The organism is Pseudalkalibacillus sp. Hm43, from assembly GCF_051842935.1.
Classification (GTDB): Bacteria; Bacillota; Bacilli; order Bacillales; family Fictibacillaceae; genus Pseudalkalibacillus.
Genome location: NZ_JBPXRR010000001.1, coordinates 2,086,555 through 2,103,528, shown reverse-complemented (window position 1 = coordinate 2,103,528; position 16,974 = coordinate 2,086,555). Strand labels below are relative to the sequence as shown.

Below are 16,974 nucleotides of genomic sequence, written 5' to 3'. Positions count from 1 at the left end.
GACTTATCCTTTTTCTACATTCTTGAATAGGGGGTACAGCCGCTTCTGATTCTTCATGGTGACCTCGTATACAAATTCGACGGATGGGAAGTGCTTTTTTTATGAACAAAAAGTTGATTATAAAAATGATGGAACAGATTGCTTTATATATGGAAATCAAAGGTGAAAACAGTTTCAAAGTTTCGGCCTATCGCAGAGCAGCTCAAGCGTTAGAAAGTGATTCAAGAACGCTTGATGAAATTGAGGATATTGGCAATCTGAAAGGGATTGGGAAAGGTACCTTATCTGTCATTGAGGAAATCATTGAAACAGGACAATCTTCCTTGCTGGAAGAGTTGAAAGAGGAGTTGCCTGACGGTCTGATTGCCCTATTGAATCTACCGGGTCTTGGTGGGAAGAAGATTTCCCGTCTGTACCATGAGCTTGGTGTAACGGATCTCCAATCTTTAAAAGAGGCTTGTGAGGAAAATAAAGTACAAGCGATGCAAGGCTTCGGTAAAAAGACGGAAGAGAAGATCCTAGAAGCGATAGAGGATTATGGTAAAAGACCTGAGCGTCTCCCGATTGCCATGATGCTTCCAATCGCAGACCGCATTGAAGAGCAGCTGGACCACATTGATGGTGTCGAGCGTTTTTCACGTGCGGGTAGCATTCGTAGATATAGCGAAACGATCAAAGATATCGATTTCATCATAGCGACGACGACACCAGACAAAGTCGTTCCACGTTTGGAAGACTTGGAAAATGTCACGAATGTCATCGCATCCGGGTCAACGAAAGTCTCGGTTGTCGTCACTTATGACTATGATATTTCGGTAGATTTCCGACTCGTCAAACCTGAAGAATTTGCGACGACTTTGCATCATTTTACCGGATCAAAAGAGCATAACGTCAAGATGCGTCAGCTAGCAAAAGAACGCTCTGAAAAAATCAGTGAGTATGGTGTAGAGGATGCAGAGACAGGTGAAATCACCACTTTCAAAACGGAAGAAGAATTCTTTGGACATTTCGGGCTAACCTTCATCCCCCCACAAGTTCGTCAAGGGAAAGAAGAGCTTGAGCTTTTCAAAGATAAGATTGAATATATTGAGCGAAGCGATATCAAGAGTGATCTCCACATGCATACAACCTGGAGTGATGGTGCCAACTCTATCGAGGAGATGGCTGAGGCTGCTCGTAGCCAAGGATATAGCCATATCGTCATCACGGATCACTCTCAATACCTCGTTGTCGCAAATGGACTGACGCCAGAACGGATCATGCAGCAACAAGAAGAGATTAAGAGATTGAATGAAAAATGGGACGACTTTACGATTCTTTCCGGCATCGAGATGGACATCTTACCAGATGGGACGTTAGATTATGAGGACTCACTGCTGGAACAGTTGGATTTTGTCATCGCTTCCATCCATTCTTCCTTTTCTCAAAGCAAAGAAACGATCATGAAGCGACTGGACACAGCGCTGAACAACCCGCATGTCGATTTGATCGCACATCCGACTGGACGTATCATCGGTCGTCGTAATGGATATGCCGTGGACGTGGATGAACTGATTGAAAAGGCAGCGGAGACAAATACGGCACTTGAATTGAATGCGAACCCGAATCGATTGGATCTGGCACCAGCATGGTTAGCGAAAGCGCAAGAGAAAGGTGTCAAGCTATCGATCAATACGGATGCCCATGTCCATGAAACACTGGAGCATATGGACATCGGTATCAAAGTCGGTCAAGCAGCATTGCTTCGGAAGGAAAACGTTTTGAATACGTATACGTTGGAGGATTTCCGTGCTTTTCTGAACCGACATAAGTAAAGGAATGTTACAGGAGGCTCACCGTGAACGAACGAATACTTAGAGTTTTAGAATATACAAAAATCAAAGAACAACTGCTTGAGCATGTCTCCTCTTCTTTAGGGAAAGAAAAAATCCATGACCTTAAGCCGTGGACGAATTTTGAGGATGTGAACCATCAGCAGAACAGTACGGATGAAGGTGCACAGATTCTCAGGTTGAAAGGCCATGTTCCATTAGGCGGTATCCGCGATATCCGTGCGTCGTTGAAGCGTTCGGAAATTGGCGGAATCCTAAGTCCGGAAGAGCTCGTCGATATCTCGACCACTATCCATGGGGGACGTAGGTTCAGAAGATTTATAGAAGGCACGTTGGAGGACGAAATCGAGCTGCCGATTTTAGCGGATCTCATTGAACAGATCGATCCTCTACAGGAAGTGGAGCGAAAAATCAAAGATTGCATTGATGATCAAGGACATGTGATGGATACAGCAAGCCCTGCTCTTAGAACGATTCGTCAACAATTAAGAAGCTTTGAATCCCGTATCCGTGAAAAACTAGAGTCGATCATCCGATCTTCAAAATCACAAAAGATGCTGTCTGATGCCATTGTCACAATCCGAAATGATCGCTATGTCATTCCAGTCAAGCAAGAATATCGTTCAGCGTTTGGCGGTATGGTTCATGATCAATCCGCTTCTGGTGCAACATTGTTCATTGAACCTCAGGCAGTTGTAACAATCAACAACCAATTGAAAGAGACGAAGAGCAAAGAGTATCAAGAAATTCAGCGCATCTTGAAAATGTTGACGGAAACAGTGGCTGAAGTGTCTGGATTTTTAAGTCACAATGTCACTGTCCTTGCAGAAATTGATTTCATTTTCGCAAAAGCGCGCTATAGTCACGCGATAAAAGCGGTTAAGCCGAAAATCAATGATAACGAATACATGAACTTGAAACGAGCGCGACATCCACTGATTTCTGCAGATGAAGTCGTTCCGATCAATGTCGAGCTTGGCGGAGAATATAATGCACTTGTCATTACTGGTCCAAACACGGGTGGTAAGACGGTTACGTTAAAAACGATCGGCTTATTATCCTTGATGGCACAATCCGGTATGCAAATACCGGCAGAAGAAGAATCGGAAGTGACGGTTTTCGAATCGATCTACGCGGACATCGGGGATGAACAGTCCATTGAACAGAACTTGAGTACGTTCTCCTCTCATATGACGAATATCGTGGATATACTCGATCGGGTCAACTTCAAGTCGTTGGTCCTGTTCGACGAACTCGGCGCTGGTACAGATCCGACTGAAGGAGCTGCACTTGCCATCTCGATTCTCGACTATGTCAATGAACGAGGTTCAAAAATTGTAGCGACGACTCACTACAGTGAACTGAAAGCTTATGCGTATAATCGTAAAGGCGTCATGAACGCAAGTGTGGAGTTCGATGTGGAAACGTTACGTCCGACCTATCGCCTATTGATCGGTGTACCAGGACGGAGTAATGCTTTCGAAATCTCCAAACGGATCGGACTGAACGAAAAGATCATAACCGATGCAAAGTCTCACATCAGTGAAGACAACAACAAGATCGATGTGATGATCGCTTCCCTCGAAGATGCTCAGAAAAGAGCTGAACGAGAACGTGCGGAAGCTACCGATATCCATCAGGAAGCCGAAGACTTGAAGCGTGATCTTGAACAGAAGTTGAAAGAGTTCGAACAGCATAAAGAAAAACTGTATGAAAAAGCGGAACAGGAAGCGAAAAAATCTGTTGAACATGCTCGCCAGGAAGCAGATGAGATTCTCAAAGAGCTCCGCGGATATCAGAAGGAATACGGAAATGTGAAAGAGCATAAGCTCATCGAAGCCCAAAAGCGGTTGGATGAAGCAGCTCCAAAACGGAACAAAGCCCTGAAAACACCGACAACGAACAAAAAAGCGCCAGATAATTTAAAGCCTGGTGAAGAAGTGAAAGTGTTAACCGTGAACCAAAAAGGTCATATCGTTGAAAAAGTCGGTTCGAATGAATATCAAGTCCAGATCGGCATCATGAAAATGACGGTCAAAGCGAACGAATTGGAGCCGATCAAATCAGAAAAGAAAAGAGAAACGAAACCGTTCGTCAAAGTGGAAGGAAGTTCTGTGACAAAGCCTGAACTGGATCTAAGAGGGGAACGATATGAAAACGCGCTTCGAGCGGTCGATAAATTCTTGGATGATTCGTTACTCGCCGGATACCCTCAAGTTTCAATTATTCACGGTAAAGGAACCGGGGCATTGAGAACAGGTGTGCAGTCGTTGTTAAAAGAACATCCGAATGTGAAAACGACCCGACTTGGGAATGCAGGTGAAGGTGGAAGCGGCGTCACGATCGTCGGACTGAAATAGAAAGCGGGGAAATCATGGACAATTGGTTGGCTAATCCTTATGTTGAAACTGTAGCAAATTATAGTGTCGTCGTATTGAGTCTCATCGTTTTTCTCGCCATTTTTGAAGTCGTAACGAAGTATAAAAATTGGGAAGAGATCAGTAAGGGCAATTTGTCAGTTGCTATGGCGACAGGAGGAAAGGTATTCGGGATTGCGAACATCTTCAGATACTCAATTGAACATAACGATTCCATTTTGGATATGACGATTTGGGGCGTTTATGGTTTCTTATTATTGTTGATTGGATACTTCATTTTTGAATTTCTGACGCCACGGTTTAAGATTGACGATGAGATTCAAAAAGACAATAGAGCTGTCGGATTTATTTCCATGATTATATCTGTGGGATTATCCTTTGTCATCGGCAGCGGAATCGGATAGGTGAAAGCATGGAAACATTATGGAAAGTCCTCTTAGTATGCTGCGGTCTCTTCATCGTGGCAGGTATCATTTATTTGTTCGTGTGATTTTTAACTGATAGTTGCTTTTGAGTCATTTTAAAAGAAACCATGTGCAAGTTGATTGGAGAGCAAGGTGCGAGACTCCAGCGGGATTAGCGGGACACGTGAGACCATTCACTTTTTAAAGGATCTTCGACTAAGTTCCACCACGTCCTGTGGTGAACGTCGAAGCCAGCACATCCTGTGCAAGTGAGTGGGCTCACCGCACGCCCCGCGGAAAGCGAGCACCTGGAGAGCGGAAATCAACGACTTTCAAGAGCAACAGAGACTGCGAAAACATGCTTTTAGTATAGACTAGGGTGTGAATTTCGTTAGAAATAAAATTAAGCTTTAGACCTCCTTTGACTCTAATGTCAAAGGGGGTCTTTTTTCCTTGTTTTACTAATACAATTATTACAAGCAAGAAAATTTATTGGAAATATTCTAAAAATATATAAAATTGTATCCGTTTTCATTATAATAGTAGTAGAGAGTGAGTTTTTCATAGGAAAGGAGCGGTAAAAAAGGAGGAGATTAAGGTGGAGAAAAATTGGTTACTGCAGTATCCCGAAGAAATCCCTCACGAAATCGAGATTGACGAAAAGCCTTTGCAATTCTATCTGGAAGATGCAGCTCGTAAGCACCCAGAGAAACCCGCTTTAGATTTTCTAGGTAAGCGGATGAACTACGGGGAAGTTTATGAAAGCGCCTTGAAGATGGCGAATCAACTACGGTCCCTTGGTATTCGGAAAGGAGATCGGGTCGCCATCATGCTTCCGAATTCGCCGCAATCAGTCATCAGTTATTATGGTGTATTGTTGGCTGGAGGCATTGTCGTCCAAACCAATCCTCTCTATACGGAGAGGGAGCTGGAACACCAGTTGACAGACTCTGGTTCTAAGACGATCATTTGTCTGGATTTATTGTTCCCGCGGGTCGAGGCAGTGAAAAAACGGACTTCACTCGAACATGTCATCGTTACCGGAGTGAAAGACTATCTGCCATTCCCGAAGAACCTCATCTATCCATTCGTTCAGAAAAAGCAGACCAACATTGTTGTGCGTGTCGAATACAACGACACGATTCATTCCTTCAGAAAGTTGCTGGATGAAGGAGACATGAACCCGATTGATGTTGAAGTGGATGCGAAAGAAGATCTTGCTTTACTACAGTATACGGGTGGTACGACAGGTCCTGCGAAGGGAGTCATGCTCACGCATTACAACCTTGTCGCAAATACGATGCAATGCCGTTATTGGATGTATAAAGCGAAGTATGGAGAAGAAAAGATTCTTGGTGCATTGCCATTCTTCCATGTGTACGGAATGACATGTGTCATGAACTTTTCGATCATGTACCTGGCTGAAATGATCATTCTCCCTAAGTTTGATCCGAAGCAGGTGCTGAAAGCCATCGGTAAGCATAAGCCGACGATGTTCCCAGGCGCACCAACGATGTACATCGCTTTATTGAATGATCCGAATATCAAATCGTATGACTTGTCTTCAATCGCAAGTTGTATCAGCGGTTCAGCTCCACTTCCTGTTGAAGTTCAGGAAAGCTTTGAGGAGATTACAAAAGGGAATCTTGTTGAAGGTTATGGATTGACCGAAGCATCACCAGTCACCCATGCCAACTTCCTGTATGGTAACCGAGTCATCGGTAGTATCGGGGTCCCTTGGCCGAATACAGAAGCGGCCATCCTATCTGCTGAAACAGGCTCGATTGCCGAGGAAAAGGAAGTCGGAGAGCTGATGATCAAAGGTCCACAGGTCATGAAAGGCTATTGGAATCAACCCGAAGAGACAGCTTCCACGTTCCACGAGGGTTGGCTGTTGACCGGAGATATGGGATACATGGATGAGAAAGGTTACTTCTATATCGTCGATCGTAAAAAAGATATGATCATTGCCGGTGGATTCAACATCTATCCTCGAGAAATCGAAGAGATTTTGTTTGAACATCCAAAAGTGAAAGAGGCGACCGTCATCGGTGTTCCAGATCCATATCGAGGAGAAACTGTGAAGGCTTTCGTCGTTCTGAAGGATGGGGTTACATGTACAGAAGAAGACCTGGATACCCACTGTAGGAAGTATCTGGCCTCCTTTAAAGTTCCGCGCCTTTATGAATTCAGGGATGAACTTCCGAAAACGATGGTTGGAAAAGTACTCCGAAGAGTCCTCGTTGAGGAAGAAAAGCAGAAACTGAAAGAAAGCGCTAAAGAGAATGCGTAACAGAGAAAAGGATCCCGATATCGGGGTCCTTTTTTATTGGTGATTACTAAAGGAGCGTTCTGATAGGGTGAAAAAGCAGAAATCGCCAAGTCACCCACTCAGAAATGACTTCTTGTGAGAAGAGATGCTGGAAATCAACTTTTTTCATATTAAAATGCAGAAATACAGTGGCATACTTTCATGATCATCTTTGCAGTCCTAGTTGACCCTTTCTTGTTATTTTTTTGACAGATTAATGATATAATTCAGATAATCGACAGGATGCGTAAAATTCTGAAAAATACGAAAGATTCATTGACTTAACCCCCGTTTGTAAAGTACAATGAACCCGAGTGAATGTTCATTCATTTTTCGGATCAACGAGAAAAGCAGGCAGTTTTTCTTGTAGAACGTGGAGGTAAAGGACGATGACCGTTAAACGAAAAGGACCTAAATATGACAAAATTATCGATGCAGCTGTTTCGGTCATTGCGAAACATGGCTATCACCAATCACAGATTTCAAAAATCGCGCGTGAAGCTGGGGTAGCGGACGGCACCATCTACTTGTATTTCAAAAACAAAGAAGATCTGCTCATATCTTTGTTCCAGGAAAAGATGGGTCACTTTATCGACACGACCAAAAATGAAATCGAACATCAGCATTCTGTTGAAGATAAGCTGTTAAAGCTGATTGAAATGCACTTCAAACAGCTATCAGAGGATCATGAATTGGCAATCGTGACACAGCTCGAATTGCGTCAGACGAATCGTGCGCTACGAGCGCAGATCGGGGAAGTGTTGAAGCGTTACCTGCATCTTCTGGATGACATCATCCATGAAGGGGTCAAACAACAGGTGTTCCAACCTGACCTGGATATCCGGATCGTCCGTCAGATGATTTTCGGTACATTGGATGAAACGACGACGAGCTGGGTGATGAATGATCATCACTATGATTTGACAGCGCTTGCAAACTCAGTTCATGATCTGCTTATTAATGGCATCCGTTATAGACCTAGTTAAGAGGAGGAGAGAATTTGGAGTACTTATCCTATTCAAAGGAAAATCAAATCGGAACGATCCTGCTACAACATGCACCAGCGAACGCACTCTGTTCTCCAATGATCAGAGAGATCAACTCTGTTTTAGATGAAGTTGAGAAGGATTCAGAAGTCAAAGCTCTTGTCATACGTGGAGAAGGAAGATTTTTCTCTGCAGGGGCAGATATCAAAGAATTCACGACTGTAGAAGATGCATCTGGATTCTCTGAACTTGGTGCTTACGGTCAACAGGTGTTCGATCGGATTGAACAATTTTCCAAACCCGTCATTGCAGCAGTACATGGCGCTGCACTAGGGGGAGGACTGGAGCTCGCGATGGCTTGTCACATGAGACTGGTCACGGATAACACGAAGCTCGGTTTACCTGAACTACAACTTGGGTTGGTTCCAGGCTTTGCAGGATCCCAACGTCTACCTCGCTATGTCGGAGCTGCGAAAGCGACAGAAATGCTCCTGACCAGCGAACCGATTACAGGAACGGACGCGATGCAATGGGGTCTAGCCAACCATGTGGTTTCTGAAGATGAGTTGCTGGATAAAGCCTATACTCTAGCTGGAAAAGCAGCTGCTAAAAGTGCCGTTGCTGTCAGCCTCGCACTCGAATTAGTCGATTTCGCCCGAAAAGGGGAATACGAGCAAGGTGCGAAGAAGGAAACGGAATCGTTTGGAAAAGCTTTCGCCTCACATGATGGGCAAGAGGGTATCCAAGCTTTCATAGAAAAACGCAAGCCTGAATTTAAAGACCGCTAAAATTGGAGGGAAACACATGAATATTTATGTCATTCTAAAAAGAACATTCGATACGGAAGAAAAGATCGCGATCGAAAACGGAAAAATCAGTGAAGACGGTGTTGAATTCATCATCAACCCATACGATGAGTATGCGGTGGAAGAAGCAATCAAATTGCGCGACGAGCATGGCGGAGAAGTCACTGTCGTTACAGTCGGTGAAGAAGAAAGTGATAAGCAGCTCAGAACGGCACTAGCGATGGGCGCGGATAAAGCTGTATTGATCGACGATGAAGATGTGGACTATGGAGATCAATATTCTACAGCTAAAATCCTTGCAGCTTATTTTGAAGATAAGGAAGTAGATATCATTCTAGGCGGTAACGTTGCGATTGATGGAGCTTCCGGTCAGGTTGGACCACGCCTAGCAGAGTTGTTGGATATGCCTCACGTGACGACGATCACGAAGCTTGAAGTAGAAGGTTCTACTGTCAAGATCGAACGTGACGTTGAAGGTGACCTTGAAATCATTGAAACGTCATTGCCAGTTCTTGTGACGGCTCAGCAAGGATTGAATGAGCCACGCTATCCTTCATTACCAGGGATCATGAAAGCGAAGAAGAAGCCTCTAGAAGAGCTTGAGTTGGATGATCTGGATCTGGATGAAGATGAAGTAGAAGGCAAGACAAGAACGTTAGAAGTCTTCCTCCCACCTGAAAAACAGGCTGGAAAAGTACTCGAAGGTGAAGTTGACGACCAAGTGAAAGAACTTGTGTCCTTGTTACGATCTGAAGCAAAAGTGATATAAAAGGGGAGAGAAAACGATGGCTAAAAAAGTATTGGTTTTAGGAGAAGTCAGAGACGGTGAACTTCGTAACGTATCCTATGAAGCAATTGCAGCAGCGAAAGAAATCTCTGAAGGCGGAGAAATCGTGGGAGTCGTTTGCGGCGATAGTGTCAACGACATCGCTGGAAACATGATTCATTACGGAGCAGACCGTGTTCTAGTCTTAGAAGACGAAAATTTGAAAACGTATACATGTGATGCCTATACACAAGCATTGATGCAAGTAATTGACGCAGAAAGTCCTGAGGGAATCGTATTCGGTCATACAGCACTTGGTAAGGACCTATCTCCTCGACTTGCAGCGAAATTGCAATCTGGATTGGTTTCCGATATCACAGGTATTGAGAACACAGGTGGGAACCTTGTATATACGCGCCCAATCTATTCCGGTAAGGCGTTTGAGAAGAAGATCATCACAGATGGCGTCATGTTCGTGACGATTCGTCCGAACAACATCTCTGCTCTTGAAAAAGATGAAAACCGTACAGGTGATGTTTCTAAAGTAGATGTTACGATCAAGGATCTTCGTACGATTGTAAAAGAAATCGTTCGTAAGACGACCGATGGTGTCGATCTTTCTGAAGCGAAAATCATCGTTGCTGGTGGACGTGGTGTGAAATCTGAAGATGGTTTCGAGCCGTTGAAAGAACTTGCAGATGTACTTGGAGCGGCAGTCGGTGCATCCCGTGGTGCTTGTGATGCAGATTACTGCGATTACTCCTTGCAAATCGGTCAAACCGGTAAAGTCGTAACACCTGACTTATATATCGCATGTGGTATTTCTGGAGCAATCCAGCACTTGGCTGGTATGTCCAACTCAAAAATCATTGTTGCGATCAACAAAGACCCAGAGGCGAACATCTTCAATGTAGCTGACTACGGAATTGTCGGAGACCTCTTCGATGTCGTACCGAAGCTGACAGAAGAATTCAAGAAGGTACTCGTTTAATTTTAAGAACATGGCAGGGTGACCCACTTGGTCACCCCTTTGTTTTTGTACCCGATTTGTATGTGTGAGTTTTTTGAAAAAGGGTATGCTACAACTGGAAGCAGATTGTTAGGAAGTTGATCGGTTAAGTGATATACTTCCATTGAAAGTGAAAGAATGATGAGGAGGCAATACAAATGGCTATTTCACACGTAACAGACCAAAACTTCAATACGGAAACGAGCTCAGGCCTCGTTCTTGCAGACTTCTGGGCACCTTGGTGCGGACCTTGTAAAATGATTGCACCAGTCTTGGAAGAGATTGATAGCGAAATGAGCAACGACGTAAAAATCGTAAAGTTAGATGTAGATGAAAACCAAGAAACAGCAGGTAAATTCGGAGTCATGAGCATTCCGACACTTATGCTTTTCAAAGACGGAGAAGTCGTCGACCAAGTCGTCGGTTTCCAACCGAAAGAAGCACTTGTTGAATTGATCAACAAGCATAAATAAGAGTGATTCTTATAATAAGGTCTGCCCTCACATAGGGCGGACCTTATTTTTTTGTATTTTAATCTATAAATTTCAATTTTTATTGGAAATAGTGGGATTTTTATGGGAAATAACCAAAACTGAGCTATAAATTTCGATTTTTATGGATTTTCTCCAAATCTGATCTATAATCCCGTTTTTAGACCCCTATAGACTACTGTTTTATACTGAAAAGCCTCGTTAACGACCGCCTCACTAGCAATAACTGGCATATATTCATACATTTTTTCATCTGAAAAGTATTTTCAAGAGAAAACTTTCAAAAACTTGTTTGACACTGAGAATCATTATCGATATAATACTTATCGGAGAACAGAAATGATAATCATTATCATTATCACTACATATATGGGGGAGAAACAACAATGACAAACAAATTCAAATTTGTATCAAGCAGTTTCTTAGCATTAAGCTTACTTCTTTCAGCTTGTGGTCAGGATGAGAAGAAAGAAGAGTCCAACACACAAACGGAAGAGAATGAAAATAAAGACCAAAAAGAGGACAAGGAAGAAACGGCAGCACAATCTCCATCTGAAGAGATTGCAGCGATGGTTGAATCCTATAACACTGGAAAAGATGAATTGGCGAAAGCAGGCGAAGGCCAAGAAGTCGACTATGACATGGTCATGGACCTGTACAAAAAAGATTTGCAAGGTCTTGTGAAAAAGCGTGACGGTGAATTTGAAACGTCAATGGACCAACAAATTTCAACTGCTCTTGAAGCAGGTAAGTCAGGCGATCTTGACGGAAGCGTCGTCAAGCAAATCTTCGATAAGATCATGCAAGAAGCATTCTTCTTCACAATGCGTCATGAATTCATTGAAATCAAAGAATATTGGGGAGATAAAGAAGAAGTCAACGTAGAACTTGAAGAAGCGAAAGCATTCTATGCTGCTCTTGAAGGAACTGTCCAAAAGCGTGATTCTGCGTATTCCACAAACATGGCTGAGAAAATCCAAGCTGGTTTCGACGAAATGGAAACTGCAGTCGAAAACGACGATGAGCTCGCTTTCCAACTTGGAAAACAAGTCGTAGACAAATCCTTGATGCGTACGTTCTATCTTGCAGTCGGAGCTGAGCCTCACGGTTACGCAACAAAAGCAGCGAAAGAAGCGAAGGAAGATCCAGAAGCGGCACGTGTAGAGCAAGCTGAAGGATGGGCATTCTTCCAATCCATTAAATCTTACCTAGAAAAGTATGCATCTGAAGAAGCTCAATTGATCGAAACTCAATTGAACCTTGAAAGTGATGTTACGAAGCTGGATCCTAAAGCAATCAACGAAGCATTCGTAAGTGGTTTCTCTAAAGTTGCCCTCCACGAATATGAAGAGAGCCAAGAATACTGGGGCGAAGACAAGTCCATGATCACGGCACTTGAAGGAGCTCTATTTATCGAGATCCTTGAAACGGACCTTAAGGCGAAACTTGGGGAAGATCAATACGCTGAACTTCGCAAACAAGCAGAAGACTACATCGGAGCTGTAGAAGCGGACGATCAAGAAAAAGCGAAAGAATTGCTTTCTTCCATCGAAAAAACGTTGAACAGCGTAATAAAATAACTCGATACAATCGAACTCAAAAAATAAGAAGCTCACAAAAGGGCTGACTCAAAAGTGTCGGACTCTCTGAACCAACCAGGGAGGTCTGGCACTTCTTTATACTTTTAGGGAGAATAACTTTTTTGCAGTGTTGGAAATCGACGTTGTTAAAAAGTTTAGGTGCAAAGTATAAGGGCAACTAAGGCTCATCCATCGCTAAAAGCTTGGCTTTGCCAAGTTTCCTTTATGAGTTCAGCCCTTTCAATATTTCAACTTGTTGAAGGTATACTATAATGGTACGGTAAATGCTTGAAAAACAGATGATCAAAAGGTTGTTGAATAGATTGAAGATTGCAGTTACTGGGGGAGCGGGTTTCATTGGTAGCCATTTAACGAAGCGGCTGATCAATGAAGGTCATGATGTGACCATCATTGATAACTTGGATCCCTATTATTCCATCGCACGAAAAAAACAACATATGAAAGAAATCGAAATGCAAGTAGGTACGGTTCCGTTCATTCAACTGGATCTACGGTATGAAGAGGAAACCAGGCAACTTTTTCTTGAACAAAAGTTTGATGTCGTCTATCATTTGGCAGCATTGCCGGGTGTTACGTATTCCGTCGAACAACCTTTGCCTTACGTGGATTATGATATCAATGCCACCATCAATGTACTGAAAGCAGCTGGGGAATCAAAAGTCGAACACGTACTATTTGCATCTTCTTCCTCTGTTTATGGAAATCAGAACAACGGGGCTTTCCACGAAGACATGCGGATTGGAGAAGTCGAATCGCCATATGCTGCTGCAAAAGCAGGTGCGGAATCGTTTTGCCATGCCTTTCACAAACTATACAGATTCAAGATGACGATTCTCCGAATGTTTACAGTTTATGGTCCATGGGGGAGACCGGACATGGCGATCCCGAAGTTCACCCGCCTACTGTTATCCAATGAACCGATTGAAATTTACAGTTTGGACAGTGCCCGCGATTATACGTATATCGACGACTGCATCACGGGACTCTTCAAAGCTATGCATATAGAGCAACATTATGGCATCCTGAACATCGGTTCTGGCAATCCCATCAAGATGATCGACTTACTCAATGTTTTCAAAAAACACTTTCCACATATGAATGTAATCGAAAAACCATGGCGGACTGGGGATGTCAAAATGACTTGGGCAGATATTACGAAAGCATCCAGCCAATTGAACTATGCGCCTGAGGTCTCAATTGAAACGGGGATTGAAAAAACGATCGAATGGGCAAAAGCGTGGTATCAATGAGCAAGAGGTGGATTGCGATCATTCGATTTCTATTCCTGGCGGCGTTTATATGGATCTCCGTGCTCGTTATGGCTGATGAGGAATTCAGGTCTCCACTCCTTTCGTCCTTCGAATGGACAAGCCTCTTGATCATGACGACGGTCTATACGTCCGCCTTTCTATTCAGAGCACTTGCCTGGAAAATGTTCTTGCAGGATCAAATCACCTTCAGGTCAAGTATTATTGGAATCTTCTACAGTTTTGTGCTGAATCATATTCTACCGATCAAGGCAGGAGATCTGATCAGGGCAGGTGTGATATCTATGAGGCATGAGCTATCTTATAAGCGCTCCTTATCATCCGTTATCCTCTTGCGTGGTTTGGATCTCATGACTTTAGCTACATTCGCATCGATTGGTGCTTTCATCTATGGATATCAAATCTCAGTCTGGTTGTTTTTCCTTGCCGTATTAGGGACAGTCGCCCTGGCGTTCGTCGCCTGGAAACTCCAAGACAAGATCGGTTGGCTGAAGCAAGGATTCATCCATATAAAAGGCCTTGGTTTCAAATACGCAACCGGAATTCTGTCTTTGACCATACTGAGCTGGATATTGGAGGGGATTGTTCTTTATCAAGTAGCGCAACAATTTCTTTCTCCACTTGGATACTTACAAAGTGTTTGGGTGAACAGCTTGACTGTTGCAGGACAGGTCTTTCATTTTACACCAGGTGGGTTAGGCACGTATGAAAGTGTCATGACAGCTGTACTCGTTTTTATCGGATACGGGATGAAAACGGGATACAGTATTGGGTTGACGACTCATCTGTTTAAATTTCTGCTATCATTCTTGATTGGAATCGGCTTGGTCATTTGGACTCCGATTCCGATTCAAACCATTAGAGGATGGATAAAAAGGAAAGGGGAAAAATCATGAAACAAGCTTCAAAGTTCGAAAAAATCGCAGCAAGATGCTGGAATTTACTGAATGAAGGCAAACCGTTCACACCGATTTTCGTGTTCGGTACCTTGCTGCTCTTTCATATTCCACAATGGGGGAGCTTAAGTTTCTGGCAGTTTGGGTCTTTGGCGTTTCTATTGACGATTCCACTACTCGCCCTTTTCTTCCATTATGATTTTCCCTTGATGCTGCGGAATTACTTATGGATTCCATTTGTCGTTTTCGTCATGATCTGGCCAGATTTGAACTTGCCTCTATTGATATTCGCATTAGGACTTTATTTCTTTTTCACTATCTTTTTCTGGGGCACGTTCTACTATCACTTGAGAATTGGCACGAGCTGGATGAACTTCAAGCGTTTCTGGAAACTTGTATTGAAAAATAGTGATTCAACAAGTGGGAATGCGCAGGAACAGATGCCGAAATTCCTTTTGGTTCTGTCTCTATGGAACTTGTTTTATACAAGCCTCCAGGGACCCACGGCGATCCAAGCTGAATTTGTCTTAGCACCTGCCGGCTTCTTACTCGGCTTATGGCTGTATGCTTTCATTTTGCACCGCAATCTTTTCGACTGGAAGCCTGACATGTACGATTCCTACACACGTGAAAATGATTCGGAAAGTGAAGGACTGTCGGATCGTGTGGTTGTCATTGTCATTGATGGGATGAGAAAAGAACGATTCTATCAAGCGAATACGCCGTTTCTGGACAAGCTTCGTAAAGAGGGGACGGAATATACACAGATGGAAACGGTGTACCCTGCGCGTACTGTCGTTTGCTTCACCTCCATGTTCACAGGCACATATCCTTATGAGCATGGTATTACGTCCAACATGGTTTGGAAGCTTGGAATCAAGGTCGGAAGCATTTTCGATGCATTGCGATCGGTCGGTAAAAAAGGTCGTTTACTCGGAATCGCCCATCTTGTCGATTCCCTGGGGAATGATGTCGACACTGTAACAGCTGTCATGGATAACGATCACGCGGATCGAAACATTATCGAGCGGTCCAAACAGATCATGAAAAAAGAAGACCCAGACCTGTTCATCACTCAGTTGATTGGAACAGACCAAACCGGTCATTCACAGGGTGTCTTTTATGATGAATATATCCAAAAAATCGAAGAAGCCGATCAGTTGATCGAAGAGTTTGTACAATGGATGCATGAAGAAGGCAAGATGGAGAATACCACCCTGATGATTTGTGCGGATCATGGACAAGCAGATGGGATCGGCGGACACGGACATCTCGATGAAGGAGAAAGGTTCGTACCTTTCTTCATGTGGGGTCCACATATCCAATCTGGTAAAGTAGTTGAAGATCGCGAATCATTGGTCTCCGTGGCACCTACGATTGCACATCTATTAGGTACACCATTCCCAAGCCACAGCAGAGGACGAGTGCTACGAAAAGCGATCCGGCAATCAACGAAAGGAAAGAGGGAACATCTTGAAGAAAATCATCGTATTTTTACCCGCACACAATGAAGAAAATTCCATACAAGAAGTCATTCAAAGAATACCGAAAGCGTTCCATACAAATTATAAAGTTGAAGTGCTGGTCATTGATGACGGTTCAAAAGACCAGACCGTGCAAGTCGCGAAGAAAGCTGGAGCGGACCATATCCGCTCCTTCCAACAAAATAAGGGGCTTGGTGCTGCAGTTCGGGAAGGCTTGAAGGTGTCCGTCGAACTAGGCGCGGATATCAGTGTCATGATAGATGCGGATAATGAATATCCAGCAGATGAAATCCCTGAACTGGTAGCACCAATCATTTCTGAAGAAGCGGATTATGTGATGGGTTCTCGGTTCAAAGGGACGATCAAAGGAATGAAGCTACACAGAAGATTGGGGAATTATGTGTTCACACTCACTCAGTCTATTCTTTTACGTCGCTGGATCTATGATGGTCAATCAGGCATGAGAGCTTTCTCGAGAGCTGCCGCAATGGACGCTGAAATCATCCATGACTACAATTACGCACAAGTCGTCACTTTGAATTTAGTTCGAAAAGGATTCAGGATGAGAGAGATTCCGATTCGTTATCAAGTACGAACGAAAGGGCAGTCTTTTATCAAGTTCAAAGCGTACTTGACGTCGGTCATTCCAGCCATCTACAAAGAAATGAAAAGAAAGCCTGAACGAAAAACGTTTAATGAAGAGTTAACTGAGAATCAATTTCGCTAAAATCGTTGACTTTTA

The 16,974-nt window shown here is 43.5% G+C and carries 14 protein-coding genes; all 14 read left to right on the top strand.

Annotation, left to right across the window (positions count from 1 at the left end; genetic code table 11):
* The first annotated feature begins 101 nt into the window (after positions 1–101).
* The 14 genes from polX to ACSVDE_RS11085 all read left to right on the top strand — a co-directional run bounded on the left by polX (position 102) and on the right by ACSVDE_RS11085 (position 16,959).
* Positions 102–1,814, top strand: coding sequence for a DNA polymerase/3'-5' exonuclease PolX (gene polX / locus ACSVDE_RS11150; protein WP_439300962.1), 1,713 nt, complete (start codon positions 102–104; stop codon positions 1,812–1,814).
* Between the two features lie 23 nt (positions 1,815–1,837).
* On the top strand, positions 1,838–4,192 hold the full coding sequence (locus ACSVDE_RS11145) for an endonuclease MutS2 (protein ID WP_439300961.1): 2,355 nt from the start codon (positions 1,838–1,840) through the stop codon (positions 4,190–4,192).
* 14 nt (positions 4,193–4,206) lie between these two features.
* Positions 4,207–4,614 (top strand): DUF350 domain-containing protein, encoded by a 408-nt coding sequence (locus tag ACSVDE_RS11140; RefSeq protein ID WP_439300960.1) that lies wholly within the window; start codon positions 4,207–4,209, stop codon positions 4,612–4,614.
* A gap of 598 nt (positions 4,615–5,212) precedes the next feature.
* Positions 5,213–6,907 carry an AMP-binding protein gene (locus tag ACSVDE_RS11135; protein WP_439300959.1) on the top strand — a complete coding sequence of 565 codons (1,695 nt, stop codon included), beginning with the start codon at positions 5,213–5,215 and terminating at the stop codon, positions 6,905–6,907.
* 407 nt (positions 6,908–7,314) lie between these two features.
* A complete protein-coding gene (locus ACSVDE_RS11130) occupies positions 7,315–7,911 on the top strand; it encodes a TetR/AcrR family transcriptional regulator (RefSeq protein ID WP_439300958.1) in 597 nt (198 codons plus the stop codon).
* Between the two features lie 14 nt (positions 7,912–7,925).
* A complete protein-coding gene (locus ACSVDE_RS11125) occupies positions 7,926–8,699 on the top strand; it encodes an enoyl-CoA hydratase (RefSeq protein ID WP_439300957.1) in 774 nt (257 codons plus the stop codon).
* A gap of 16 nt (positions 8,700–8,715) precedes the next feature.
* Positions 8,716–9,486: an electron transfer flavoprotein subunit beta/FixA family protein gene (locus ACSVDE_RS11120; RefSeq protein ID WP_226546720.1), complete on the top strand. Its 771-nt coding sequence runs from the start codon at positions 8,716–8,718 to the stop codon at positions 9,484–9,486.
* 16 nt (positions 9,487–9,502) lie between these two features.
* On the top strand, positions 9,503–10,474 hold the full coding sequence (locus tag ACSVDE_RS11115; RefSeq protein WP_439300956.1) for an electron transfer flavoprotein subunit alpha/FixB family protein: 972 nt from the start codon (positions 9,503–9,505) through the stop codon (positions 10,472–10,474).
* Positions 10,475–10,650: 176 nt separating this feature from the next.
* Positions 10,651–10,965 (top strand): thioredoxin, encoded by a 315-nt coding sequence (gene trxA, locus ACSVDE_RS11110; RefSeq protein ID WP_226546718.1) that lies wholly within the window; start codon positions 10,651–10,653, stop codon positions 10,963–10,965.
* A gap of 404 nt (positions 10,966–11,369) precedes the next feature.
* Positions 11,370–12,563, top strand: a complete 1,194-nt coding sequence (locus ACSVDE_RS11105; RefSeq protein ID WP_439300955.1) for a hypothetical protein — start codon at positions 11,370–11,372, stop codon at positions 12,561–12,563.
* A 284-nt stretch (positions 12,564–12,847) separates the two neighbouring features.
* The gene (locus ACSVDE_RS11100; protein WP_439300954.1) at positions 12,848–13,834 is read left to right on the top strand and encodes an NAD-dependent epimerase/dehydratase family protein; all 987 of its coding nucleotides are present in this window, start codon (positions 12,848–12,850) and stop codon (positions 13,832–13,834) included.
* Entirely contained in the window at positions 13,831–14,748 is a 918-nt protein-coding gene (locus ACSVDE_RS11095) for a lysylphosphatidylglycerol synthase transmembrane domain-containing protein (RefSeq protein WP_439300953.1), read from the top strand. The genes ACSVDE_RS11100 and ACSVDE_RS11095 overlap by 4 nt, the downstream gene beginning before the upstream one ends.
* Positions 14,745–16,259: an alkaline phosphatase family protein gene (locus tag ACSVDE_RS11090; RefSeq protein WP_439300952.1), complete on the top strand. Its 1,515-nt coding sequence runs from the start codon at positions 14,745–14,747 to the stop codon at positions 16,257–16,259. Before ACSVDE_RS11095 ends, ACSVDE_RS11090 begins: the two co-directional genes overlap by 4 nt.
* Positions 16,222–16,959: a glycosyltransferase family 2 protein gene (locus ACSVDE_RS11085; protein ID WP_439300951.1), complete on the top strand. Its 738-nt coding sequence runs from the start codon at positions 16,222–16,224 to the stop codon at positions 16,957–16,959. The genes ACSVDE_RS11090 and ACSVDE_RS11085 overlap by 38 nt, the downstream gene beginning before the upstream one ends.
* Positions 16,960–16,974: the final 15 nt, after the last annotated feature.

Coding starts and splice junctions, on each gene's coding strand:
- trxA (WP_226546718.1), top strand. CDS start 10,651: ATGGCTATTTCACACGTAACAGACCAAAACTTCAATACGGAAACGAGC.
- ACSVDE_RS11140 (WP_439300960.1), top strand. CDS start 4,207: ATGGACAATTGGTTGGCTAATCCTTATGTTGAAACTGTAGCAAATTAT.
- ACSVDE_RS11095 (WP_439300953.1), top strand. CDS start 13,831: ATGAGCAAGAGGTGGATTGCGATCATTCGATTTCTATTCCTGGCGGCG.
- ACSVDE_RS11090 (WP_439300952.1), top strand. CDS start 14,745: ATGAAACAAGCTTCAAAGTTCGAAAAAATCGCAGCAAGATGCTGGAAT.
- ACSVDE_RS11130 (WP_439300958.1), top strand. CDS start 7,315: ATGACCGTTAAACGAAAAGGACCTAAATATGACAAAATTATCGATGCA.
- ACSVDE_RS11120 (WP_226546720.1), top strand. CDS start 8,716: ATGAATATTTATGTCATTCTAAAAAGAACATTCGATACGGAAGAAAAG.
- polX (WP_439300962.1), top strand. CDS start 102: ATGAACAAAAAGTTGATTATAAAAATGATGGAACAGATTGCTTTATAT.
- ACSVDE_RS11105 (WP_439300955.1), top strand. CDS start 11,370: ATGACAAACAAATTCAAATTTGTATCAAGCAGTTTCTTAGCATTAAGC.
- ACSVDE_RS11115 (WP_439300956.1), top strand. CDS start 9,503: ATGGCTAAAAAAGTATTGGTTTTAGGAGAAGTCAGAGACGGTGAACTT.
- ACSVDE_RS11100 (WP_439300954.1), top strand. CDS start 12,848: ATGCTTGAAAAACAGATGATCAAAAGGTTGTTGAATAGATTGAAGATT.